This is a genomic window from Croceibacterium sp. TMG7-5b_MA50, assembly GCF_039830145.1.
Lineage (GTDB): Bacteria > Pseudomonadota > Alphaproteobacteria > Sphingomonadales > Sphingomonadaceae > Croceibacterium.
The window spans coordinates 2,625,781-2,649,481 of record NZ_CP156082.1 but is presented as its reverse complement, the minus strand read 5'-3'; the positions used below and the strand labels follow the sequence as shown (position 1 = coordinate 2,649,481).

Annotated in this window: 16 protein-coding genes; 9 read left to right on the top strand and 7 right to left on the bottom strand. The window is 68.8% G+C overall.

Annotated features, from left to right (window positions below):
* Nucleotides 1-130: 130 nt before the first annotated feature.
* Nucleotides 131-2,518: a glycoside hydrolase family 3 N-terminal domain-containing protein gene (locus tag V5740_RS12410; protein ID WP_347302789.1), complete on the top strand. Its 2,388-nt coding sequence runs from the start codon at nucleotides 131-133 to the stop codon at nucleotides 2,516-2,518.
* A 62-nt stretch (nucleotides 2,519-2,580) separates the two neighbouring features.
* Nucleotides 2,581-3,660 carry a glycoside hydrolase family 43 protein gene (locus V5740_RS12405; protein WP_347302788.1) on the top strand — a complete coding sequence of 360 codons (1,080 nt, stop codon included), beginning with the start codon at nucleotides 2,581-2,583 and terminating at the stop codon, nucleotides 3,658-3,660.
* Nucleotides 3,661-3,663: 3 nt separating this feature from the next.
* Here the strand turns inward: V5740_RS12405 and V5740_RS12400 are convergent, their stop codons facing one another.
* Together V5740_RS12400 and mgrA are read right to left on the bottom strand one after the other, a co-directional pair.
* Nucleotides 3,664-4,005 carry a hypothetical protein gene (locus tag V5740_RS12400; protein ID WP_347302787.1) on the bottom strand — a complete coding sequence of 114 codons (342 nt, stop codon included), beginning with the start codon at nucleotides 4,003-4,005 and terminating at the stop codon, nucleotides 3,664-3,666.
* 106 nt (nucleotides 4,006-4,111) lie between these two features.
* Entirely contained in the window at nucleotides 4,112-5,194 is a 1,083-nt protein-coding gene (gene mgrA / locus V5740_RS12395; protein ID WP_347302786.1) for an L-glyceraldehyde 3-phosphate reductase, read from the bottom strand.
* Between the two features lie 142 nt (nucleotides 5,195-5,336).
* Between mgrA and V5740_RS12390 the strand changes: the two genes are divergently transcribed.
* From V5740_RS12390 to V5740_RS12380, 3 genes are read left to right on the top strand one after another with little or no spacing between them, the layout of a single operon-like run.
* On the top strand, nucleotides 5,337-7,460 hold the full coding sequence (locus tag V5740_RS12390) for an alpha-glucuronidase family glycosyl hydrolase (protein ID WP_347302785.1): 2,124 nt from the start codon (nucleotides 5,337-5,339) through the stop codon (nucleotides 7,458-7,460).
* A 41-nt stretch (nucleotides 7,461-7,501) separates the two neighbouring features.
* Entirely contained in the window at nucleotides 7,502-8,506 is a 1,005-nt protein-coding gene (locus V5740_RS12385; protein WP_347302784.1) for a ligase-associated DNA damage response exonuclease, read from the top strand.
* A 3-nt stretch (nucleotides 8,507-8,509) separates the two neighbouring features.
* The gene (locus V5740_RS12380) at nucleotides 8,510-10,105 is read left to right on the top strand and encodes a cisplatin damage response ATP-dependent DNA ligase (protein WP_347302783.1); all 1,596 of its coding nucleotides are present in this window, start codon (nucleotides 8,510-8,512) and stop codon (nucleotides 10,103-10,105) included.
* An 18-nt stretch (nucleotides 10,106-10,123) separates the two neighbouring features.
* Here the strand turns inward: V5740_RS12380 and V5740_RS12375 are convergent, their stop codons facing one another.
* Nucleotides 10,124-11,146, bottom strand: coding sequence for a transcriptional regulator (locus V5740_RS12375; protein WP_347302782.1), 1,023 nt, complete (start codon nucleotides 11,144-11,146; stop codon nucleotides 10,124-10,126).
* Nucleotides 11,147-11,243: 97 nt separating this feature from the next.
* Between V5740_RS12375 and V5740_RS12370 the strand changes: the two genes are divergently transcribed.
* A complete protein-coding gene (locus tag V5740_RS12370) occupies nucleotides 11,244-11,786 on the top strand; it encodes a hypothetical protein (protein WP_347302781.1) in 543 nt (180 codons plus the stop codon).
* A 6-nt stretch (nucleotides 11,787-11,792) separates the two neighbouring features.
* On the opposite strand, the gene V5740_RS12365 is transcribed toward V5740_RS12370, so the two are convergent.
* Together V5740_RS12365 and V5740_RS12360 are read right to left on the bottom strand one after the other, a co-directional pair.
* On the bottom strand, nucleotides 11,793-12,641 hold the full coding sequence (locus V5740_RS12365; RefSeq protein WP_347302780.1) for a hypothetical protein: 849 nt from the start codon (nucleotides 12,639-12,641) through the stop codon (nucleotides 11,793-11,795).
* Nucleotides 12,638-13,672 (bottom strand): diacylglycerol kinase family protein, encoded by a 1,035-nt coding sequence (locus V5740_RS12360; RefSeq protein WP_347302779.1) that lies wholly within the window; start codon nucleotides 13,670-13,672, stop codon nucleotides 12,638-12,640. The genes V5740_RS12365 and V5740_RS12360 overlap by 4 nt, the downstream gene beginning before the upstream one ends.
* 99 nt (nucleotides 13,673-13,771) lie before the next feature.
* Between V5740_RS12360 and V5740_RS12355 the strand changes: the two genes are divergently transcribed.
* A complete protein-coding gene (locus tag V5740_RS12355) occupies nucleotides 13,772-14,983 on the top strand; it encodes a M20 family metallopeptidase (protein ID WP_347302778.1) in 1,212 nt (403 codons plus the stop codon).
* Here V5740_RS12355 and V5740_RS12350 read toward each other — a convergent pair.
* Nucleotides 14,971-17,160, bottom strand: coding sequence for a TonB-dependent siderophore receptor (locus tag V5740_RS12350; protein ID WP_347302777.1), 2,190 nt, complete (start codon nucleotides 17,158-17,160; stop codon nucleotides 14,971-14,973). The genes V5740_RS12355 and V5740_RS12350 overlap by 13 nt on opposite strands.
* An 84-nt stretch (nucleotides 17,161-17,244) precedes the next feature.
* Nucleotides 17,245-18,405, bottom strand: a complete 1,161-nt coding sequence (gene ubiM, locus V5740_RS12345; protein ID WP_347302776.1) for a 5-demethoxyubiquinol-8 5-hydroxylase UbiM — start codon at nucleotides 18,403-18,405, stop codon at nucleotides 17,245-17,247.
* A 174-nt stretch (nucleotides 18,406-18,579) separates the two neighbouring features.
* Here ubiM and V5740_RS12340 point away from each other — a divergent pair, with 174 nt between their 5' ends.
* Both V5740_RS12340 and V5740_RS12335 read left to right on the top strand, forming a co-directional pair.
* Nucleotides 18,580-20,445, top strand: coding sequence for a gamma-glutamyltransferase family protein (locus V5740_RS12340; RefSeq protein ID WP_347302775.1), 1,866 nt, complete (start codon nucleotides 18,580-18,582; stop codon nucleotides 20,443-20,445).
* Between the two features lie 25 nt (nucleotides 20,446-20,470).
* Nucleotides 20,471-23,692 carry an amidohydrolase family protein gene (locus tag V5740_RS12335; RefSeq protein WP_347302774.1) on the top strand — a complete coding sequence of 1,074 codons (3,222 nt, stop codon included), beginning with the start codon at nucleotides 20,471-20,473 and terminating at the stop codon, nucleotides 23,690-23,692.
* Nucleotides 23,693-23,701 lie beyond the last annotated feature (9 nt).

The following is a 23,701-nucleotide window of genomic DNA, read 5'->3' as shown; positions in this document are numbered from 1 at the left end:
GCTGCTGTCACGATCCACGGGGCGCGGCAAGTGGCAAGCTGCATCCGCGTTACCATAGCCGCTTGACAGGAGTGCCCCGCACCTGTTCGTTAGCGCTATCAAAGACAAGATAATCGCTTCGGGAGAGACCATGCCGAACCTCAGCCGCCGCCGCGCGCTCTGCTGGCTTGCCAGCGCCTCCGCCATCGGCCTTGCCCCCGCAGCTTTTGCGCAAGGGGGCGGCACGGATCGCCCGCTGTACCGCGATCCTGCCGCGCCGATCGATCTGCGCGTGGCGGACCTGCTGGCCCGTATGACCCTGGAGGAGAAGGTCGGCCAGATGATCGCGCTATGGGGCACCAAGAGCGAGATCATGGCGGCGGGCGGCCTCGACTTCGACCCGCGCAAGGCCGCGCGCGCCTACCCCGCCGGGTTCGGGCAGATCACCCGCCCTTCCGACCGGCGGGGTGGGCCGCAGGCGGCGCAGGTGGCTGGCGGCACCGGCGCGCGCTGGCGAGGGGCGGAATCGACGATCACCTTCGTCAACGCGGTGCAACGCTGGGCGGTGGAGGAGACCCGGCTGGGCATCCCGGTCCTGTTCCACGAGGAATCGCTTCACGGCTACATGGCGCCCGACGCGACCATGTTCCCGCAGGCGATCGGCCTTGCCGGCACGTTCGACCGCGACCTGATGCGCCGGGTGCAGCGGCAGACCGGGCGGGAGGTGCGCGCGCATGGCGCCCACCTGACGCTGTCCCCAGTGGTCGACATCGCGCGCGACCCCCGCTGGGGCCGGATCGAGGAAACTTTCGGCGAGGACCCGTATCTGTGCGGCGAGATGGGCGTGGCCAGCGTGCTGGGCCTGCAAGGCGACGGCGAGACGCTGACACCCGGCCACGTCTTCGCCACGCTGAAGCACATGACGGGGCACGGTCAGCCGCAGGCCGGCAACAATATCGGCCCCGCCCCGCTGGCTGAGCGGGAGTTGCGTGAATTCTTCTTCCCGCCGTTCCGCGCCGTGGTGGAACGCACCGGCATCGCCGCGGTCATGCCTTCCTACAACGAGTTGGACGGGGTGCCGAGCCACGCCAATCGCTGGCTGCTGGGCGATGTGCTGCGCGGCGAATGGGGCTTCGATGGGGCGATCGTCAGCGATTATGGCGGCGTTACCGAACTCGCCAGCATCCACCATGTCGCCGCCGACAAGGAGGAGGCCGCCCGCCGCGCGCTGCATGCCGGGGTGGATTCGGAGCTGCCCGATGGCGAGGCGTTCCGCACGCTGGTGCAGCAGGTGCAGGAAGGCCGCGTGGCCATGGCGGATGTGGACCGCGCCTGCGCCCGCATGCTGCGGCTGAAGTTCCGCGCCGGCATGTTCGAACATCCCTACGCCGATCTGGCCGAGGCGCAGCGCATTACCGGCGACGCGCAGGGGCGTGCGCTGGCGCTGGAGGCGGCGAGGAAGTCGCTCTGCCTGCTGACCAATGACGGCACCCTGCCCCTGGACGCCGCGCGCACGGGCACGATCGCGCTGATCGGCCCCAATGCCGAGATCGCCCGGCTGGGCGGCTATTCCGGCCTGCCGCGCCAGGTGGTGACGCTGGCCGATGCGCTGCGTGCCCGGCTGCCGGCGGAGCGGCTGGTGGTGGCGCAGGGCGTGCGGATCACCCAGTCGGACGACCGCTCCGCCGACGAGGTGTTGCTGGCCGATCCGGCGGAGAACCGCCGCATGATCGCGCAGGCGGTGGAGGCCGCACGCGGGGCGGACGTGATCGTGCTGGCGATCGGCGACACCGAACAGACCAGCCGCGAAGGCTTCGCGCGCAATCACCTGGGCGACCGTACCGATATCGACATCGTGGGCGAGCAGAACGAGCTGTTCGATGCGCTGCACGCGCTGGGAAAGCCGGTGGTGGTGTGCGCCATCAATGGTCGCCCGCCAAGCTGGCCCGGCATCGCCGCGCGCGCCAATGCGCTGCTGGAATGCTGGTATCCGGGACAGGAAGGCGGCACCGCGATGGTCGACGCTTTGTTCGGTGACGTGAACCCTGGCGCCAAGCTGCCGGTCACGGTGGCCCGCAACGAAGGGCAGCTGCCGCTCTACTACAACAGCAAGCCGTCCGTCGGGCGCGGCTACCTGTTCGACACCACCGCCCCGCTGTTCCCGTTCGGGCACGGCCTCAGCTACACCACGTTCGAACTATCCGCGCCGCGCCTGTCGGCCAGCCGCATCGGCATCGCCGGCACGGTGGAGGTGACCGTGGAGGTACGCAACACCGGTGATCGCGCCGGAGACGAGGTGGTGCAGCTCTACTTCCATGATCAGGTCGCCAGCGTCACCCGTCCGGTCAAGGAGCTGAAGGGGTTTGAGCGGGTTACGCTGGCCCCCGGCGAGCGGCGCACCGTGCGTTTCACCCTGGGTCCGCGCGACTTCTCCATGTGGGACATCGACCTCAAGGAAGTGGTCGAGCCGGGCCGCTTCGACATCATGACGGGCGCGGATAGCGTGAGCCTGCAGACCGTCGTGCTGGAAGTCGGGTGATGCTTGCACCCACCGTCCGACAGGTGTTAGCGTTATCGTAACAAGTCTTGGGAGAGACCATCATGCAATTGTTCCGCGCCGCCGTGCTGGCGTCCACCATCCTGTGTGCCGCCTGCACCAACGCACCGGCGGAAAAGGATGCCGAGCCGCTGGCGCAGAATGGTCGCCACTACCTGTCGCAGCCGTTGGTGAGCGAGATCTACACGGCCGACCCTTCCGCCCACGTCTTCAATGGGCGGCTGTATGTCTACAACAGCCACGACATCGACGGACCCACGCCGGAGGATGACCTCGGCGCACATTTCGAGATGCGCGATTACCGCGTGCTGTCGATGGACCGGGTCGGCGCGCCGGTGACGGTCCATCCGGTCGCGCTGGACGTGGCGCAGGTGCCCTGGGCGGAGCGGCAGATGTGGGCGCCCGACGCGGCGTTCAAGAACGGCACCTACTACCTCTACTTCCCAGCCAAGGACCGGCAGGGCGTATTCCGCATCGGCGTCGCCACTTCCAACAGCCCGACCGGCCCGTTCACCCCCGATCCGCAGCCCATCCCCGGCAGCTATTCGATCGACCCGGCGGTGTTCACCGACGATGACGGCACCAGCTACATGTATTTCGGCGGCATCTGGGGCGGGCAATTGCAGCGCTGGGCCACCGGCACCTACCAGCCGAACGGGTCCAAGACCGATCTGGAGCAGCCGGACCGCCCGGCCCTTAGCCCCAAGATCGCGCGCATGGATGCGGGCATGAAGACCTTCGCGGAAGCGCCCCGCGACGTGCAGATCGTGGACCAGACGGGCAAGCCGATCCTGGGCGGCGACACCGATCGCCGCTTCTTCGAGGCGGCGTGGATGCACAAGTACAACGGCAAGTACTATCTCAGCTACTCGACCGGGGACACGCATTACCTGGTCTATGCCACCGGCACCTCACCCTACGGCCCGTTCACCTATCAGGGCCGAATTCTGGAGCCGGTGGAAGGCTGGACGACGCACCATTCTATCGTGGAGCACAATGGCAAGTGGTGGCTGTTCTACGCCGATACGCAGCTGTCGGGCGAGACGCGGCTGCGCAACGTCAAGGTGACGGAGCTGACCTACAACCCAGACGGCACGATCCGCACGATCGACCCATTCCGGTGAGGATCAGCGGGAGGGTTGCGCACTCTCCCGGAACCGTCCGCAGCCGGAGGTAGCCAGGAAATTACCCTGCTTACGCGCACCGCCCATGATGTCGCAGGCCTTGTCGCGGATATACGTCTCATGTTCAGGCGTAAGCGTGCCGCCATCCAGTTCCAGCAGGGCGGCGGCTTCGGCGTACAACGCCCGCGCCCGCTCCAGCTTGATCGCGCGCATAGTGGGCGTCTCGCCTGATCCACCAAGGCCTTGCAGTTCAACGGCGGAATTGTAGGCCGAGTTCATCCCCGACAGGTTCTGCGCGGCGGCGGGAACGCCGGTGATGGCGGTGGCGAACGCCAGAACGGTCATGATCCTCAACATCCGATCATCCTTTCAGCTGCCCTCTTGCGCGCTATCCTTTCAGCTACGCACATGATTACAACCCGCAATCAGGCGTTCTGTCCGTCACGCAACACTATGAAACGGTGCGCGGCATACCGCCCGCTTGCGGCACTTCGGTAATCCGCGACGATACCTCCCACAGGTTGATCCCGCCATCGGCGGCGATCGCTTCGATCCGGGCCAGTTCGCCATCGGTGAAATCCACCCGCTTCAGCGCGTTGAGGCTGTCGTCCAGCTGCTCCACATTGCGCGCGCCGATCAGTGCGCTGGTCACGCGCGGATCGCGCAGGACCCAGGCGATCGCCATCTGCGCCAGGCTCTGCCCGCGCGCTGCGGCGATTTCCGCCAGTTGGCGGACACGGCCCAGATTGTCCTCAGACAGGAAGCCCTCCCGCAGTGACCGGCCCTTGGTGGCGCGCGACCCTGCCGGCACGCCGTCCAGGTACTTGTCGGTCAGCATGCCCTGCGCCAGCGGGGAGAAGGCGATGCAGCCGACGCCAAGATCGTCCAGCGTGTCCAGCAGCCCGCGTTCGATCCAGCGGTTCAGCAGCGAATAGCTGGGCTGATGTATCAGCAGCGGCACCTTGTGCTCCGCCAGGATCGCCGCCGCCTGCCGGGTCAGTTCAGGGCTGTAGGAGGAGATGCCGACATACAGCGCCTTGCCCTGCCGGTGTAGCTGCGCCAGCGCGCCCATCGTCTCTTCCAGCGGGGTGCTTTCGTCCACCCGGTGCGAATAGAAGATGTCGACATAGTCCAGGCCCATGCGTTTCAGGCTCTGTTCGCAACTGGCGATCACATATTTGCGGCTACCTGATGGCCCGCCATACGGCCCCGGCCACATGTCCCACCCGGCCTTGCTGCTGATGATCAGCTCATCGCGGTGCGCCGCGAAGTCCGCCGCCATCACCCGGCCGAAATTCTCCTCCGCCGAACCGAAGGGTGGCCCATAATTATTGGCGAGGTCGAAATGGGTGACGCCGCGGTCGAATGCCCGGCGCAGGATCGCGCGACCCGTCTCGAACACGTCCGTCCCGCCGAAATTCTGCCACAGCCCCAGTGAGATCGCAGGGAGGTCCAGCCCGCTGCGGCCGCACCGGCGATAGGGCATGCGCCCGTCATAGCGATCGGCTGCGGGCTGGTAGGGGGCGTTGCTCATGATGGGCCTTCGGCTGGTTGGTGCGACAGGTATCAGACCTATGGCGGCGATCATGGTTCCGCCACCGCCATTGCAATCCCCCGCCAAACTGTTAGCGATAACAAACAGGCTGCAAACAGCCACCGAGGTGGGAGAAGACGGGATGTTCAACGGCGTCAGGCTGCTGCTGTTCGCCCTGTGCGTGATGCTGATGCCGGCACATGCACGGGCCGAGGACGGCTACGATCTATGGCTGCGCTACCGCCCGGTCACCGATGCCGCCGCCCTGCCGCGCGCGGTCGAGCGGCGCGGCGACAGCCCCACCCTGCGCCTGGCGGAGGAGGAGCTGACCCGCGCCCTTGCCGCAATGGCGGGCGACGGACGCACGCGCGGCCCGCGCATCGTGCTCGCCACCAGTGCCGATGCCGAGATCGCCGCATTGCGCCTGCCGACCGCTGACCTGGGCACGGAGGGCTATCTCGTCCGCTCCGTGCGACTGGGCAATTCGCCCGCGATCCTCGTCACCGCGAACAGCGACATCGGAGTACTGTACGGCACCTTCGCCCTGCTGCGGCAGCTCGGCACTGCGGCCGGGATCGCCGACCTCGATCTCACCTCCACCCCGCGCATCGGCCTGCGGGTCCTCAACCACTGGGACAATCTCGATGGTCAGGTGGAACGCGGCTATGCCGGCGAAAGCATCTGGGACTGGTGGACGCTGCCCGAATATACCGGCCCGCGCTACACCGACTATGCCCGCGCCAATGCCTCGCTCGGCATCAACGGCACGGTGCTGAACAACGTGAACGCCAAGGCGGACAGCCTGACCGCGCCCTACATCGCCAAGGCTGCGGCGCTGGCGGACGTGTTTCGCCCCTGGGGTATCAAGGTCTACCTGTCCGCGCGATTCTCCGCCCCCGTCGAACTGGGCGGGCTGCCGACGGCCGACCCGCTCGACCCGCGCGTGCAGGAATGGTGGAATGCGAAGGCGACGGAGGTGTACCGCGCCATTCCCGATTTCGGCGGCTTCCTGGTCAAGGCCAACAGCGAAGGCCAGCCCGGTCCGCGCGATTATGGCCGCAGCCATGCGGACGGCGCCAACATGCTGGCCCGCGCGGTGGCGCCGCATGGCGGCATCGTGATGTGGCGCGCCTTCGTCTATGCCGACACCGACCCGGACGACCGCGCGAAGCAGGCCTATACCGAGTTCAAGCCGCTGGACGGCCAGTTTGCCGATAACGTGCTGGTGCAGGTCAAGAACGGCGCGATCGACTTCCAGCCGCGCGAGCCGTTCCACCCGCTGTTCGGCGCCATGCCACAGACGCCGCTGATGCTGGAGGTGCAGATCACCAAGGAATATCTCGGCTACAACACCCACCTCGCCTTTCTCGGCACCATGTGGGAGGAGGTGCTGGACGCCGATACCATGGTGCAAGGGGCGGGCAGCACGGTGGCCCGTGTGGTCGACGGTTCGCTGGAAGGGCACCGGCTGACCGGCATTGCCGGGGTCGCAAATATCGGCGCGGACCGCGACTGGTCCGGCTCCACCTTCGATCAGGCGAACTGGTACGCCTTCGGCCGACTGGCCTGGGATCACACTTTGTCGGCGGAGGCGATCGCACGCGAGTGGGCGGCGCTGACCTTCACGCCCGATCCCGCGCTGGTGCAGCCCGTCACCGCGATGATGATGGCCTCGCGCGAATATGTGGTCGATTACATGACTCCGCTCGGCCTGGCGCACCTGATGGGCACCGGCCACCATCACGGGCCGGCGCCATGGGTGGCGGATCTGGCGCGGCCGGAATGGAACCCGGTCTATTATCACCGCGCGGACCGGCAGGGCATCGGCTTCGACCGGACGGCAAGCGGCAGCAATGCGGTGGCGCAATATGCCGCGCCGGTCGCCGCCCGCTACGCCGACCCGCGCACCACCCCGGTGGAGGACCTGCTGTGGTTCCACCACCTGCCGTGGGACTGGCAGATGGCCGATGGCGAAAGCCTGTGGGGCACGCTGGTCGCCCGGTACGATCGGGGCGTGGCCGGGGTGGCGGACATGCGCCGCCAATGGCAGACGCTCGCGCCGCTGGTCGATCCGGAACGGCACGCGCAGACCGACGCCTTTTTGGCAATCCAGCAGCGTGACGCGACCGAATGGCGCGATGCCAGCATCGCCTACTGGCAGTCGCTGAACGGCCTGCCGCTGCCGGCGGGGGCAGCGGCGCCGGCCCATCCGCTCGAATATTACCAGTCGCTCGCCTACCCTTACGCGCCCGGCCACCCGGACTGACCGGCAGGAACCTCGTACCTCCTGCCACATTGGCAGGGGGTATGCCCGCCAACTTCTCGTGGATCCGGCCGGAGCCGTGGGGCATCCATGTCGTGCCCGCCGATTGCTGGATCGATCCCGCGCGAGAAGTGCCACATGCGCTGGTGACGCACGGCCACGCCGATCATGCGCGCGGCGGCCACGGGCAGACGGTCGCCACCCCGGCGACGCTCGCCATCATGGACCTGCGCTACAACACGCGCGAAGGCGCCGTGCCGGTCGAATGCGGGGAAACAATCCGGCTGCCCGGCGGCGTTGATGCGACCTACCTGCCGGCGGGCCATGTCCTGGGCAGCGCGCAAATCCTCTTGGAACATGCCGGCGAACGGGTGATCGTCACGGGCGACTACAAGCGGCGCGACGACCCGACCTGTCCACCGTTTCAGGTCACGCCCTGTGACATCTTCATCACGGAGGCGACCTTCGGCCTCCCGGTGTTCCATCATCCGCCCATCGCGGAGGAGATGGCGAAGCTGATCGCCCGGCTGGACGCGCAGCCGGATTCCTGCGTGCTGGTCGGCGCCTACGCCCTGGGCAAGGCGCAGCGGGTCATCGCCGAATTGCGCCGCGCCGGGCATCACGAACCCGTCTACCTCCATGGTGCACTCGAACGCATGTGCCGGCTGTACCAGGACTGGGGCATCGATCTTGGCGAGTTGCGCCTGGTCAGCGACGCGAAGAAGGAGGAGATGCGCGGCCGCGTGGTGATGTGCCCGCCTTCCGCCCTGAACGATCGGTGGAGCCGCCGCCTGCCCGATCCCGTCACCGCCATGGCCAGCGGCTGGATGCGTGTGCGGCAGCGGGCCCGGCAACGGGGGGTGGAGCTGCCGCTGGTCATATCGGACCATGCCGACTGGCCCGAACTGATCCGGACGATCGAGGAGGTGAACCCCTACGAAAGCTGGATCACCCACGGGCGGGAGGAGGCGCTGCTGCGCTGGTGCCAGCTCCACCAACGCCGCGCCCGCGCCCTGGCGCTGGTCGGCTACGAGGACGAGGACGACTGAGGCGTGGAGGAGTTCGCCGCCCTGATCGATGCGCTGGTCTACACCACCAGCCGCAATGCGAAGCTGGCGCTGGTGGCCGATTACCTGCGCGCCACGCCCGATCCCGACCGCGGCTGGGCGCTGGCCGCCCTGACGGAGGGGCTGGACTTCCCGGCGGTGAAATCCTCCACCATCCGCAACCTGCTGCACGACCGGGTCGATCCGGTGCTGTGGACGCTCAGCCGCGACTTCGTGGGCGACACGGCGGAGACCGCGAGCCTGCTATGGCCGGAGCCGCTGGCCCGCACCGCGCCGCCACCCACCGTCGGCGAGGCGGTGGACCTGCTGCGACTGATGACCCGCGCCAGTGTCGCGACCGAACTGCCCAGGCTGCTCGACCGGCTGGACGCGGATGGTCGCTACGCCCTGCTGAAACTCGCGACCGGAGCCATGCGCGTCGGGGTGTCCGCGCGCCTCGCCAAGACCGCCTTTGCGCAAGCCTTCGGTGTCAGCATCGAGGAAGTGGAGGAATACTGGCACGCCATCCCCGCCCCGTATGCGCCGTTGTTCGACTGGGCGGCGAACGGCGCGCCCCCGCCCGATACCGGCGCCCTGCCGCTGTTCCGCCCGTTCATGCTGGCCCACCCGCTGGAGGAGCTTGAGCTCGATCTTGTCGACTATGTGGCCGAATGGAAGTGGGACGGCATCCGCGTGCAGCTCGCCCATGCCGGTGGCGAGACGCGGCTCTATTCGCGCGGGGGTGAGGACATCACCGGCACCTTCCCCGAAATGGCCGACGCGCTGACGATCCCCGCCGTGCTTGACGGCGAATTGCTGGTGCGCGGCACGCATCAGGGCGGGGAAGAGGGCGGCGCGGCTAGCTTCAACGCGCTGCAACAGCGGCTCGGCCGCAAGAGCGTGACTGCGAAGATGCTGGCCGACTACCCCGCTTTCGTGCGCCTGTACGACGTGCTGCAGCTGGATGGGGAGGATCTGCGCGAGCGGCCGTGGAGCGAACGGCGTGCCGCGCTGGAAGCGCTGCTGACGCGGCTGCCGGCCGACCGGTTCGACATCAGCGCGGTGATCGCCGCCGACCACTTCGCCCACCTCGCCACCATCCGCGAAGGGACGCGCGACGACGCGATCGAGGGGGTCATGCTGAAGAAGCGCGACAGCCCCTACGTCGCCGGACGCCGCACCGGCCTGTGGTACAAGTGGAAGCGCGATCCGCTGCTGGTCGATTGCGTGCTGATGTACGCGCAGCGCGGCAGCGGCCGGCGGGCGAGCTTCTACAGCGACTACACGTTCGGTTGCTGGGATGGCGACCCGGATCAGGGGGCGGAGCTGCTGCCCGTGGGCAAGGCCTATTCGGGCTTCACGGACGAGGAGCTGAAGCGTCTCGACCGGCATGTCAGGCAGCACACGGTGAACCGCTTCGGACCCGTGCGGGAGACGGATCGCAGCCTGGTGTTCGAGGTGGCGTTCGATTCCATCCACGCCAGCAAGCGGCATAAATCGGGCCTAGCCATGCGCTTCCCGCGCATTCATCGCATCCGCTGGGACAAGCCGGTGCACGAGGCGGACCGTATCGCCACCCTGCAGGCCATGGTCCGAGACTGAGACGCGCGGCCGGTCGGCTCAGCGCCGGTCAGGCCCGTCGTCGCCACCATGGCGGTGCATCGCCCATACCAGTGCCAGCACGAACACCGCCCCTTCGAACATGGCCGTGGCGAGCTGGCCATTGGTGCCGAAACCGCGTTCCCCCACCATGCGCCCCACCTGATCCAGCCGGAACTGGGACGTGGGGAAAGCCGTGACCAGCGCCTGCAGGCTGCCGGCCATCATGCGTCCGCCGGCAAGGACGATCGCCACGCCCGATGCGGCCCCGATCAACGCTGCCAGCGCCATGGCGTGGCGTCGTCGCTGCTCCAGCATCACGGCCGCCAGCCCGGCCGCAGCGCCGATGACGAAGCCCTCGGGCGCGCCGGTGAACGGGCCGATCGCCTGGCCGAACAGCAGCCGGAAGGCGTCCTTGCCGATGATGTTGGCAAAGGCACCAAGGGTCACGCCGCCGACGGCTCCACCGGCGACCCGCCACCACCAGCCATCGTGCGCCGCGCGCCGCGACAGCGCGATACCGGCGGCGATGCCCGCACCGGCCACTCCGGCGGACAGGGCTGATACCAGCACGATCACCAGCAGCAGCGACACCGTGCCGCCGCCTTCCGCCCCCGCGGCACCGGCAAAGCCGTACAGCAGCCCCACGAGCGCACCCGCCAGTGCCGCGCCGACAACCCCCGCCAGCGTCATGCGGGCGACGCCCCGACCGGGCGCAGCGACCGGCGTGGCCGCGTCCGCCGGGCCGGGCGGCGCGATGAAGCGGTAGCCGTGCTTGGGCACTGTTTCGATGAAGCGCGGATCGTTGGCGCTGTCGCCCAGCGATCGGCGCAGGGTGCGGATGGCCTGCGTCAGCGCCTCGTCCGTCACCGGCACGCCGCGCCACACCTCCTCCATGAAGCGCGTCTTGGTCACCAGCGCGCCGTCCGCCATGACCAGCAGGATCAGCGCATCCATGTAGCGGGCGGGCAGCTCGACCGGCCGATCCCCGCGCATCAGCCGGCGATCACCGACATGCAGGCTGAACGGGCCGAACCGGCGCACATCGGTGCTCTTTTCAGCGATTGCTCACCTCCTGCTCATGCCGCTCACACGCGGACCGGCCATCCCTGCCTCTCCCGTAATGTGTGGAGACAGGATCATGGACAAGACAATGACGCATAATCGCCGCCGGCTGCTCAATCCGGCACGCGTCGCGGGCTGGGGTACGATCGCTGCGCTGATCGCCCTGCCCGCGGTGGCCATGCGCTTCACCAGCGAGGTGGACTGGACCGCAAGCGACTTCGTATTCGCCACCGTGATGCTGGGCGGCGTGGGGCTGACCTTCGAACTGGCCGTGCGCGCCAGCGGCAGCCGTGCTTATCGCGGCGGGGCGGCGGTGGCGCTGGGCGCGGGGCTGCTGCTGCTGTGGGCCAATGCCGCGGTCGGCATCGTCGGGGATGAAGAGCGGCCGATCAATCTGTGGTTCACCCTGGTGCCGCTGCTTGGTCTGTTTGCATCAATTGGCGCGCGCTTTCGGCCAGGGGGCATGGCGGCGGCGATGCTGGCCACGGCCGTCGCGCAAGTCGCCGTGGGCATCATCGTCCAGCTGCACGGGCATTTCACCTGGGTGTTCACGCCATTGTGGACCGGCGCATGGCTGCTGTCCGCCTGGCTGTTCCGCAAGTCGGCCGCGGAACACTGACCGCGCCTAGCCGCGCCGCTTCCTCGCCAGTTCCAGCAGCATGGCCGGCGCGCTCAGCAGCGGGTGGCGTTCGCGCCATGGCGTCACTTCGACCGCAACGCCCGTATGCCGCTCCACCTTCCACACGGCATAACGGGCCGCGCCGTCGAAGGTGGCGGCGGCACGGATCAGGCGCACCACGTTCAGCGGCTTGCCCATGCGCCGCCGGCGCGCCCACCAGCGTCGCGCCTGCGTGCGGCGCGTGGCGCTGAGATAGGGGATCAGCATGTCGCCCTCCTGGTCGAAGGCGATCCCCTCGCGCGTCCAGGCCTCCGGCAGCAGGCCGCTGAAATGCGCGCGATGGGTGGCAAGGATCGTGTCCTCCCGCCCCGGCGCCTCCACCCGCAGCTCCGCGCGGTAGGTGGCGCGGAACAGCGCGCGCCAGTAATCCTCCTCCCGCCCGCGCTCCGGCCCCAACGCCGCCGCGAGCCAGCCGGCGGTGCCCGCCGCGCTGTCGAGCGCGCGGGTGACGGCCGCCGCGTCCGCGTCTCCTCGTTGCCATGCCAGCGCCGCCGGCTGCACGAAGCGCGCCCAGATCGTGGTGTCGAGCGTGCGGCCGGCAGCCGCCGCCTGAAACGTCGCCAGATGCATGGTGGCGATCTTGGCGCGCAGATCGTGCCCGTCATGCTGCCATTCGCGGTACGACACGCGCGGCCACAGCCCCCGCTCCACCGGGCCATCGGTCAGCACGTAGAAGTCGAGCACGCCGTCCAGCGAGCCCGTCCGCAGGTTGGAGCCGTAGAACAGCACGGCGCCTGCCGCCGGCTCCTCCGCCGCCAGCATCGCGGCAAAGGCCGCAACCTCCGGCCGGATCATGGCGTCACGAAGAACAATGCGGGGCCCAGGCCCAACCGGTAGCGGCCGGGCGGAAACGCCTCGCCATCCAGGATGAAGTGCTCGCCCAGTTCCAGCGCGAAGTCCTGCCCGCCCAGCAGGTGATATCCACGCCGCGGGGCCCCGCCGCCCAGCAGCCCGGCCATCGCCAGCGGGATGCGCAGCAGCACCCCGGCGCGCGCGCGGTCGACGATCGCCAGCCGCAGCGTACCGCCCAGCCGGTGGAACGGGCGCACCCCGCCCGGGAAGCGGCGGAGCGTGGAGGCGAACAGCATGAACCGCTCCCCCTCCCGCACGCCCGGCGCATGGGGCAGCGCGCGCCCGGCGCTGTCGGCCAGCCGCATCGCCGTGGGCCGGCGGAACGGATTGCCGGCCGATCCGAACAGCGCCTGCAGCACCGTCCACAGCGCGGTGACGACCACGACCACCGAATTGAACGCGCCATGCCGGTGCGCCCGCTGCCCCAGCGCGATCGCCTGGGTATAGAGCCCGGCGCCGAGCGCGAAGCCGACCACGCGGGCCTGCGGATTGTCCGCCTCCGCCACCAACATCGGCCGGCGCACCACGCCGCGACCCGCCGCACCGGCCGCCAGCGCGGTGTCGAGCGACCATTCGCGCGGCAGGCTGAGATCCGCCGCCAGCGCGTTGGTCTTGCCCGCGGGCAGCAGGATCAGCCGGGGCCAGGCGGCGCCGCCGAACACCGCCGTGCCGCAGGTCAGCACGTCGCGCACCGTGCCGTCGCCGCCATCGACCACCAGGTAATCGATCCGCGCTTCCGCGAAGCGGCGCAGGATGTCGAGCAGGTCGCCGCGCTTCGTCGGCGCTTCCACCAGCAGGGTCGCCGCCGCGCTGATCGCCGGCACCGCGCCGCCCGCATTGCGGTGGCTGCGCTGGTTGCGGATCACTCCCACCAGCGGCACCGCGCGCACCGGCGCCGGGGCGCAGCCATCCGCGCCGGTGGGCGGCAGGGGCGCGACCGGCAGCTGGTCGAACAGGTGGATGGTGCCATGCATGTCGCCGCCGCCCTTACCCCAAAACCGCGCCCGTGCCACCATCCGCGCTGGCATGTCCGGCCCTTCCGCCGCGCGGGTGGAGCAGGTAGTCTCCCCACCATGTCCACCGATCTGCTGCCCGCAGCCACCGCGCTCGCCCCCCGCATCACCGCGCTGCGCCGCACCATCCATGCAGAACCCGAGCTGGGGCTGCACACGCCGCTGACAATGGCCAAGGTGCGTGGCGAGCTGGCCGACCTGCCGCTGGAATGGCGCACCGGCCCGTCCACCACTGGCGCCATCGCCGTGCTGAAGGGCGCGCGTCCCGGCCCGGTCGTGCTGCTGCGCGGCGACATGGATGCGCTGCCCATGACGGAGCCGGACGGGCTGCCCTTCGCCTCCACGGTGCCGGGCCGGATGCATGCCTGCGGCCACGACGCGCACACCGCCATGCTGGCGGGCGCCGCCCGGCTGCTGGCCGCGCATCAGGCGGAACTGGCGGGCGAGATCCGCTTCATGTTCCAGCCGGGGGAGGAGGGGCATTTCGGCGCGCGCCACATGATCGAGGACGGGCTGCTCGCCCCCCTGCCCGATGCCGCCTTCGCCCTCCACATCATGCCTGACATGCCGCATGGCCAGGTGACCTGCCGCCCGGGTACGATGATGGCGTCGGCGGACATGCTGCGCATCACCGTCACCGGACGTGGCGGCCATGCCAGCATGCCGCACCAGACGCGTGACCCGGTGCCCGTCGCAGCGGAGATCATCGGGGCGATCCAGGCGCTCGTCACCCGGCGCTTCACCGCGGCGGAGGCGATGGTCATCACCATCACCCAGCTATCCGCCGGCAGCGCGCACAACGTGATCGCGGACCAGGCGGTGCTGTCGGGCACGATCCGCACGCTCAGCGCCGAACGCCGGACGGAGGTGCGCGGCGCCCTCGCCCGCCTGGCGGACGGCATCGCCGCCGCGCATGATTGCACGGCGGAAGTGATCGTGACCGACGGCTTCCCGCCTACGGTCAACGACGACCGCGCCGCAGCGCTGGTGGCGGAAGTGGCGGGCGCGCTGCCCGGTGCCGATTATGTGCCGATGGCCCACCCGCTGATGGGGGCGGAGGACTTCTCCTACGTGCTGCAACAGGTGCCGGGCGCCATGGCCTTCCTGGGCGTGGCTCCGACCGACAGCAACGATCCTGCCGGCCGCCCTGGCCTCCATTCGGTCAGGATGACCTTGGACGAGGCGGCGCTGCCCCGCGGCACCGCACTGCTGGCCGCGGCCGCGCTCCGCTTCACGGAACGCGGCTGGCCCGAGACATCTCAGAACACGTAGCTGGCGCCCACCATCACGTTGCGCGGGGTGCCCCAGCGGTACTGGCTGAAGAAGCCGATCTGGCTGTAATATTCCTCGTCCAGCAGGTTCTCGATATTGGCCTGTACCTGCAACTGGTCCGTCACGCGGTACCGCGCCATCAGGTTGACCAGGGCGTAGCTGCCCTGTTCGAAGCGCGGGGTGATGACGGAACCACCCGGCAGCGTCAGCGAGCCGTCCTGGTAGGCGCGGCTGCGATAGTTCACGCCGCCGCCGATCGTCAGCGGCGACATGCCGCCATCGGGCGTCCAGGTGGTGAACAGCTTCAGCAACTGGCGCGGCTGGTCGGTCAGCACGTCGGTGCCGTCCGCATCCTCAGCTTCGAACAGGCTGAAGCCGGCATTGATGTTCCAGCCGGGCACGATCTCGCCCGTTGCCTCGATCTCGAACCCCTTGCTGACGACGCCTTCGCCAACTTCCCAGGTGGTGCGCGGCAGCCCGCCGGGTACGGAGGGCGGCGCCACCTGCGAGTTGATCGGCACATTGTCCTGCTCGATCCGGAACAGCGCGATCGTAGTCTGCAAGGCCTCGTTGAAGAAGGCGCTCTTCAGCCCGACTTCGTAGGATGCGCCCTGCAGCGGGTCGATCTGCACGAAGTTGCGGTCCAGTTCGCGCTGCGGCTGGAAGATCTCGGTATAGCTCGCATACAGACGATGGTTCGGCGTCAGGTCGAACAGCGCGCCGGCATACGGGATGAACACGCCGTCATCGCCGAAGTCGCTGGGCACATCATAATTGATGCCCCGCTGTTCCCAGCTGGCCACGCGTCCGCCGCCGATCAGTTTCAGCCGGTCCGACACGTTCAGCCGCACCGCGCCATAGACGCCGGTCTGCTTGACCCGCTCGTCCACCCGCAGCGTCGTGTCGTCGGTAAAGCCGGGATCGGGATACTCGCCCTCGTACCCGATGAACGGGTAATCGGTCGCTTGGTACCCCGCCACCGGCGCGAAGGTGTAGGTGTCGCGGACGAGGTTGGAGTGCAGCCCGCCTACCACGATCTCGTGATCGCGGCCGAACAGGTTGACGAGGCCGTTGACCTGCCCGTTGAAGCTGCTCTGCCGGTTGTCGCCCACATCCTTGTAGGGGTAGGCCGACCCGATCGTGCCGGTGTCCGGGTCGACGAAGCCGGAGAAGTACAGCAGCGTCGCCTGCTGCTGGTTGCGCACGAAATTGTAGTGCACCTGCGCGCGCCAGCCATTGCCGAAATCATGCTCCGCGCTGATGAACAGGTTGCTGTTGTCGCTGTTCCAGTGCGTCCACGGGGCCGAAGTGGTCTGGCTGCGATCGAAGTCCAGGAAATTGCCGTCGCTGTCATAGGTCGGCAGCGCGCCCCAGGCAACGCCGCTGGGCCGGTGGATCTGGTGGCTGTAGCCGGCACGCACTTCCGTGGCCGGGGTCAGGTCCGCCTCGACCGTGCCATACAGCACGGTCTTCTCGTTCTCGTAAACGTCGATGAAGTTCTCGCCCTGCTCATACCGGGCGACGCCGCGGAACCGGACCCGCCCGTCGGCGGAGATCGCACCGCCGATATCGGCCGTGGCGCGCACCGTGTCCCACGATCCGTATTGCACGTCGGCATAGCCGGTCCAGTCGATGCTGTTGGCCTGCTTGCGGACCATGTTGATGCTGGCGGACGGCTCGCCCGCGCCGGTCATCAGCCCGGTGGCGCCGCGCACGATCTCCACCCGGTCGTAGATGGAGACGTCGATGTTCGTCTCCCCCGCGCCGCCTGCCAGCGTCCAGGCCATCGGCACGCTGTCGATCTGGTAATTGGTGATCTGGAAGCCGCGGGCGTAGAAATTGTTGCGCACGTCATCGATCGTCTCGGACGTGACGCCCACCGCATTGTCCACCACGTCGGCGATGCTGACGAGGTTCTGGTCGCGGATGCGCTGCGCGGTAATGATGCTGACCGATTGCGGCGTCTCGCGGATGGTCAGGCCGAGGCCGGTCGCGGTGTCGATCGCATCGGCAATGGTGTAGCCGCCGGTCACGATGATCTCGCCATCGGCATCGCGCCGCCGGGTGTCGTCAGCCTCCGGCGCGTCCTGTGCCAGCGTGGGCGCGGACAGCAGCATGGATGCTGACATGACGGTCGCAAGGGCGGTGCCACGCAGCGCGGCGGACTTCAGATACATTGGCGGTTCCCTCCTGCCCCGTTCTCCCGGGGTGTGCGGGCGCCCTAGTGTTGCTGCGTCTAATTCTCAATAGCTGATTTTGCATCAAGGCTGCATCAGCATCCGCGCGACCGCCCGCCGCGCCAGCGGCAGCCGCGCACCCACCCGCAGGGTAGCATGCCGCGCCAGCCGGGCGGGCAGGCTCTCGTCCGCATACAGGCCGACCAGCAGGTTCGTCGCCTCGTACAGCGGCCGGGTCGCCAGCCGATGCGCCGCCTCGAACCGGCGCAGCAGCAGCGAACTCCCCCAGTCCCCACGCGTCTGCCCGATCAATCCGGAAAGGGTGGCGACGCCCTGCAGCCCCAGGTTGAAACCATGCGCCGTCACCGGGTGCATTCCCACCGCCGCATCACCCAGCAAGGCCGCGCGGGTGGCGGCGAAATGCGCGGCATAGGTCGTCGCCAGCGGATAGACATGCGGTCCCGCCTCCACCGTCATCGCGCCCAGCCGGTGACCGTAGAGCTGCGCGATCTGCGCCCCCAGTTCCGCCGGCGGCAAGGCGGCCATGGCGGCGACCTCCCCGTCAGGCAGCGTCACCACGGCGGAGGAGCGTCGGCCGGTCAGCGGCAACATGGCGATCGTGTGGCCATGGCCAAACCATTCGGTGGCGACAGCGTGGTGCTCGCCCTCATGCGCGACCCGGGCCAGCAGCATGGACCGGCCCAGCCGATTGACCTGCGCGACGATGCCCAGCGCCTCGCGCACCGTGCTGAACCGGCTGTCGGCACCCACCAGCAATTGCCCGGTCAGCAACCGCCCGTCCGCCAGCGTGACGCGCGCGGCGCGGCGGTCGGTCGCCAGCTGCTCCACGCTCGCACCCGTCAGCAGCTCCACATTCGGCTGGCCCGCCACCACATCGAACAGCGCACGACGGATCAGGTGGTTGGACACGAGCTGCCCCAGCCATCCCTCGCCGGCCGCGCCCGGATCGAATTGCAGCGCAAAGGGCGACGTACCGTTCAGCACCTGCGCCTCGCGCAAGGGGCTGCGCTGGGCCGGGTCGATCCGGTCCCACGCGCCAAGCTGTGAAAGGAACGCGATCGAACGATGGGTCAGCGCGATATACCGGCCATCCTCCTGCGGGTCGGCCAGCGTGGAGCGGTCCTGCCGCTCGACCACCGCGATTCGCCGCCCTGTGGGCGCCAGCGCCGCCGCCAGCGCCAGCCCGACCGGCCCGCCGCCGACGATGATGCAATCGTGATCCATGCCGCCCAAGTGCGTCTGCCCCCACCCGTTTGCAACGAGAGGCATGGCTTCCAGCGCTGTTCTTGAACGATGACGCAGAAATCAGGCAGTTTTTTCAGCGGAAGCGTTGCGAATGAAATCAGTTCGGTCGAAGAGGTGCGCAACGTCGCCAAAGCAGACAGGGGAACACCGCCGATGCGCCGCCGCACCTTCATCGCCGCCATGCCGGCTGCCGCCACGCTCGGCCCCGCTGCCCTGGCGCAGAGCAACACGGCACCTCCCGGCCCCGGTCAGGGCGGCGCACCGATGCCGGCGAGCGACACCAGCCCACCACCGTTCTGGCCGAAAGGAGAGGACCGTTTCCTGCGGCCGGATGTGGGCGCAGGCGACCGGCCGGTGGGGGCGAGCTTCGCCAGCCGCACCGCCGCCTACGGCCTCCACGGCGCGGCGGGCACCGCGCATCCGCTGGCGACACAGGCGGGCCTCGCCATCCTGAAGGCCGGCGGGTCGGCGGTGGATGCCGCCATCACCATCAACAGCTGCCTCGGCCTGCTGGAACCGACGGCCAACGGCATCGGCGGCGATTGCTACGCGATGGTGTGGGATCCGAAGGAACGGAAGGTCATGGGTCTCGCCGGCAGCGGCGCATCGCCCATGGGCCTGTCGCTGGAGACGGTGCGCGAACGATCGCGCAATGGCGTGCTGCCGGCGCTGGGCGCGCTCAGCGTCTCGGTCCCCGGCACGGTCGATGCCTGGTGGACCCTGCACCAGCGATACGGCAAGCTGCCCTGGCGCGACCTGTTCGCCCCCGCGATCGCCATGGCGGAAGAAGGCACCCCGGTGCCCGACATGATCGCGTATTATATCCGCCGCAGCCTGATCGGCTTCCGCCGGCCCGGCAACGGGCTGGAGGAAGCGGACAACGCCATCCGCACCTACGGCCTGGCGGACGGCAAGGGGCCGCAGACGGGGCAGGTGTTCCGCAATCCCGACCTCGCCCGCACCTACCGCATGATCGCCGAAGGCGGGCGCGACGCCTTCTACGAAGGGGCGATCGCCCGCACCATCGATGCCTATTTCCGCCGCATCGGCGGCTGGCTGCGGGCCGAGGATCTGGCCCGGCATAGCAGCGAGTGGATCGAGCCGAGCCGGACCGATTACCATGGCGTCACCGTCCACGCGCTGGGCGCGAACACGCAAGGCATCGCCACCCTGCAGATGCTCAACATCCTGGAGCATTTCGACCTGAAGGGAGCCGGCTTCCAGTCGGCAACCTCCATCCACCTGCAGGCGGAGGCGAAGCGCCTCGCTTACGAGGATCGCGCCCGCTACTACGCCGATCCCAAGTTCGCGGACGTGCCGGTCGAATGGCTGGTATCGAAGGAATACGCCGCTGAGCGGGCCAAGCTGATCCGGCCCGACCGGATCGCGCGCGAGGTGCGGCCGGGCAACGCGCCGTCGCAGGGCGACACCACCTATTTTTCCTGCGCCGATGACAGCGGAATGATGGTGTCGCTGATCCAGTCCAACTTCCGCGGCATGGGCTCAGGCCTCGTCGCCGATGGCCTCGGCTTCATGTTCCAGGACCGCGGGCAATTGTTCAGCCTGCAGGATGGCCACCCCAACATCTATGCGCCGGGGAAGCGCCCGTTCCAGACCATCATCCCCGGCTTCGCCACCCGCGGGCGCGACCCGTGGATGAGCTTCGGCGTGATGGGCGGCGACATGCAGCCGCAGGGGCAGGTGCAGATCATCCTCAACACCGTCGATTACGGGCTGGAGATCCAGTCCGCAGGCGACGCCCCGCGCTGGCATCACGAGGGGTCGTCCCAATCCATGGGCGAGGATTCGCCCGACCTGCCCGCCACCGGCCTGCTCCGGCTGGAAAGCGGCGTGCCGGACAAGACCCGCGCCGCGCTCACCAATATGGGCTGGAACATCGGCGACCCCGATGGTGGCTTCGGCCGCTACCAGTGCGTCGAACACCGGATGGACGGCAACACCCGCGTCTATGCCGCCGCCAGCGAAATGCGCGCCGATGGCTGCGCGCTCGCCTACTGATCCGATCCGAACAGGAAACACTCCCATGCTACGTCTTGTCACGCTCGCCCTGCTGGCGGGCACCGCCCTGTCCCATGCCGCCACCGCGCAGGAGAACGACGCGCCCAAGTGGGACGTCAACGCGCCCGCCGGCGCCACCATCCGGCAGGTGCCGATCAGCACCAGCGAGGGGAGCTGGATGGACCTGGACGTCAGCCCGGATGGCGGCACCATCGCGTTCACGCTGCTGGGCGACATCTACACCATGCCGATCGGCGGCGGCACGCCGACCCGCATCGCGGAAGGCCTGGCGTGGGAGGTGCAGCCGCGCTTCAGCCCGGATGGTCAGCGGATCGCCTTCACCAGCGATCGTGGCGGCGGTGACAATATCTGGGTCATGAACCGCGATGGGACCGACAAGCGGCAGGTGACCAAGGAGGAGTTCCGCCTGCTCAACCAGCCGAGCTGGAGCCCCGACGGCCGCTTCCTGGTGGCGAAGAAGCATTTCACCACCGGCCGTTCCCTGGGCACGGGCGAGGTGTGGCTCTATCACCTGAGCGGCGGCGCCGGCGTGCCGCTGGTGGAACGGCCGAACCCCACGCACCAGAAGGAATTGGGCGAGCCGATCTACGCGCCCGATGGCAGCGGCGTGTACTACACCCGGAACGTCACACCCGGCCCGATCTTCGAATATGCGCAGGATTCGAACACCAACCTGTTCGACATCCTCTATTACGATTTCGCCAGTGGGGAGACGCGCACCGTCGTCACCGGCGCGGGCGGCGCGGTGCGCCCGACGCCTAGCCCGGACGGCAAGAGCATCGCCTTTGTGCGGCGGGAGGCGACGCGGTCCAAGCTCTACGTCATGGACCTCGACACCGGGGCGGAGCGCAAGATCCACGACGCGCTGGACCAGGACGTGCAGGAGACCTGGGCCGTCACCGGCGTCTATCCCAACATGGCCTGGCTGCCCGACAGCAGCGCGCTGGTGTTCTGGGCCGGCGGCCACATCAACCGGGTGGATGCCGATGGCGGCAATGCGCGGGTGATCCCCTTCAGCATCAGCGACACTCGCGGGGTGATCGACGCGCCGCACCCGACGATCCCCGTCGCGCCCGACCGTTTCACCACGGCCATGCCGCGCTTCGCCAGCGTCTCGCCCGACGGGCGGCAGGTGGTGTTCGAATCGCTGGGCAAGCTGTGGCTGAAGCCGGTCGCCGGCGGCACCCCGCGCCGGCTGACGCGCGGCGGCGATGACGGCTTCGAGCTGTTCCCTAGCTGGTCGCGCGACGGGCGGCAGATCGTGTTCGTCGGCTGGACGGACGATGGCCTCGGCCGGCTGCGCACCGTGGCCGCCGGCGGCGGGAGCCCGCGTGACGTCACCGACCGGCCAGGCCATTATGCCCGCCCGCGCTTCAGCCCGGATGGCGAGACCATCATATTCGAACAGGTCGATCACGGCACGCTGGCGGCGCCCGAATACGGTGCCGAACCCGGCGTCTACCGCATCGCTGCCACCGGCGGCGCGATCACCCGCGTCGCGCAGGGTGCCGCATCGCCGCAATGGGGCGCGGGCAATGACCGCATCTTCATGGTGGCGGAAGAGAGTGCGGACGGCGCCAGCAGCCGCCAACTCGTCAGCACCGATCTCAACGGGCAGGATCGCCGCGTCCATGCGACGGGCGAGCTGGCGACCGACTTCGCCGTTTCGCCCGATGGCCGCTTCGTCGCCTTCCGCCAGAACTACGCCGCCTTTGTCGTGCCGTTGATGCCGGGCGGGCAGAAGGTTGCGCTGTCGCCCGATGCCACCGCGCTGCCGATCACGCGCGCCAGCGAAGGGGGCGCGGATTACATGAACTGGTCCAACGACGGCGCGCGCCTGCACTGGAGCCTGGGGCCGACGCTGTTCACGGCGGAAGCCGCGCAGCTGTTCCCGGATGCTCCGCGTGCGGAAGGTGATCCCGCCTTCGTGCCGCCCGCCACCGGCATATCGCTGGCGATGGAGGTCGATGCGGCGAAGCCCGACGGCACCGTCGTCCTGACCGGTGCGCGCCTGCTGACCATGGCGACGGCCGATGGCGGGATCGTGGATGATGGCGTGGTGGTGATCCGCGGCGATCGCATCGTCGCGGTCGGCCCGCGCGCCAGCACGCCGATCCCGGCGGGTGCGAACGTCATCGACGTGACCGGCAAGGTGGTGATGCCCGGCCTGATCGACGCGCATGCCCACGGCCCCGCCGGCACGGACGAGCTGGTGCCGCAGCGCAACTGGTCCATGCTGCAGAACCTGGCGCTGGGCACCACGACGCTGCACGATCCGTCGAACACCAGCAGCGAAATCTTCGCCGCGGCGGAGATGCAGCGGGCAGGCCTGATCCTGGCCCCGCGCATCTTCTCCACCGGGGAGATCGTCTACGGCGCGAAGGCGGCGGACGTGTACGCCCAGATCGACAGCCTGGACGATGCGCTGGCGCATGTCCGGCGGCTGAAGGCGCAGGGCGCGCATTCGGTGAAGAACTACAACCAGCCGCGCCGCGAACAGCGGCAGCAGGTGGTGGAGGCCGCCCGGCAGGAGAACATGCAGGTCGTGGCCGAAGGGGGTTCGCTATTCGGCATGGACATGAACCTGGTGGCCGACGGCAATTCCACGCTGGAACACAATGTTCCGCTGGAGGTGTTCTACGACGACGTGCTGCAATTCTTCGGCGCCAGCACCACCAATTACACGCCGACGCTGGTGGTCAGCTATGGCGGGCTGGCGGGCGATCCCTATTGGCGGCAGGCGACCGACGTGTTCGCCCATCCGCTGCTGCAGGCCCACACCCCGCCGCGCCAATTGCTCGCCGCCAATGCCCGGCGCATCACCGCGCCCGAAAGCAATTTCGTTGATGACGACAATGCGCGGGAGGCGGCCCGACTGGCGGAGCGCGGGGTCAAGGTGTCGATCGGCGCGCATGGCCAGCAGGCCGGCATCGGTGCGCACTGGGAATTGTGGAGCTTCGTGCGTGGCGGGATGACGCCCGTCCAGGCGCTGGGCGCGGGCACGATCGTGGCGGCGCAGTCGCTCGGCATGGCAGCCGATATCGGCTCGCTCGAGGCGGGCAAGCTCGCCGACCTGCTGGTGCTGGATGCCGATCCCAGCGTCGACATCCGCAACAGCGACAAGATCGATTCCGTGATGCTGGGCGGCCGTCTCTACGACACCGCCACGCTGGACGAAGTGGCGACCGGCGATGCGAAGCTGGGCGGCCACTGGTGGGAGAAGTGAGTGTGACGA

Coding starts and splice junctions, on each gene's coding strand:
- V5740_RS12365 (WP_347302780.1), bottom strand. CDS start 12,641: ATGATCCGGCCGGAGGTTGCGGCCTTTGCCGCGATGCTGGCGGCGGAG.
- V5740_RS12355 (WP_347302778.1), top strand. CDS start 13,772: ATGTCCACCGATCTGCTGCCCGCAGCCACCGCGCTCGCCCCCCGCATC.
- V5740_RS12410 (WP_347302789.1), top strand. CDS start 131: ATGCCGAACCTCAGCCGCCGCCGCGCGCTCTGCTGGCTTGCCAGCGCC.
- V5740_RS12350 (WP_347302777.1), bottom strand. CDS start 17,160: ATGTATCTGAAGTCCGCCGCGCTGCGTGGCACCGCCCTTGCGACCGTC.
- V5740_RS12385 (WP_347302784.1), top strand. CDS start 7,502: ATGCCCGCCAACTTCTCGTGGATCCGGCCGGAGCCGTGGGGCATCCAT.
- V5740_RS12400 (WP_347302787.1), bottom strand. CDS start 4,005: ATGACCGTTCTGGCGTTCGCCACCGCCATCACCGGCGTTCCCGCCGCC.
- V5740_RS12390 (WP_347302785.1), top strand. CDS start 5,337: ATGTTCAACGGCGTCAGGCTGCTGCTGTTCGCCCTGTGCGTGATGCTG.
- ubiM (WP_347302776.1), bottom strand. CDS start 18,405: ATGGATCACGATTGCATCATCGTCGGCGGCGGGCCGGTCGGGCTGGCG.
- V5740_RS12335 (WP_347302774.1), top strand. CDS start 20,471: ATGCTACGTCTTGTCACGCTCGCCCTGCTGGCGGGCACCGCCCTGTCC.
- V5740_RS12370 (WP_347302781.1), top strand. CDS start 11,244: ATGGACAAGACAATGACGCATAATCGCCGCCGGCTGCTCAATCCGGCA.
- V5740_RS12405 (WP_347302788.1), top strand. CDS start 2,581: ATGCAATTGTTCCGCGCCGCCGTGCTGGCGTCCACCATCCTGTGTGCC.
- V5740_RS12360 (WP_347302779.1), bottom strand. CDS start 13,672: ATGCATGGCACCATCCACCTGTTCGACCAGCTGCCGGTCGCGCCCCTG.
- mgrA (WP_347302786.1), bottom strand. CDS start 5,194: ATGAGCAACGCCCCCTACCAGCCCGCAGCCGATCGCTATGACGGGCGC.
- V5740_RS12340 (WP_347302775.1), top strand. CDS start 18,580: ATGCGCCGCCGCACCTTCATCGCCGCCATGCCGGCTGCCGCCACGCTC.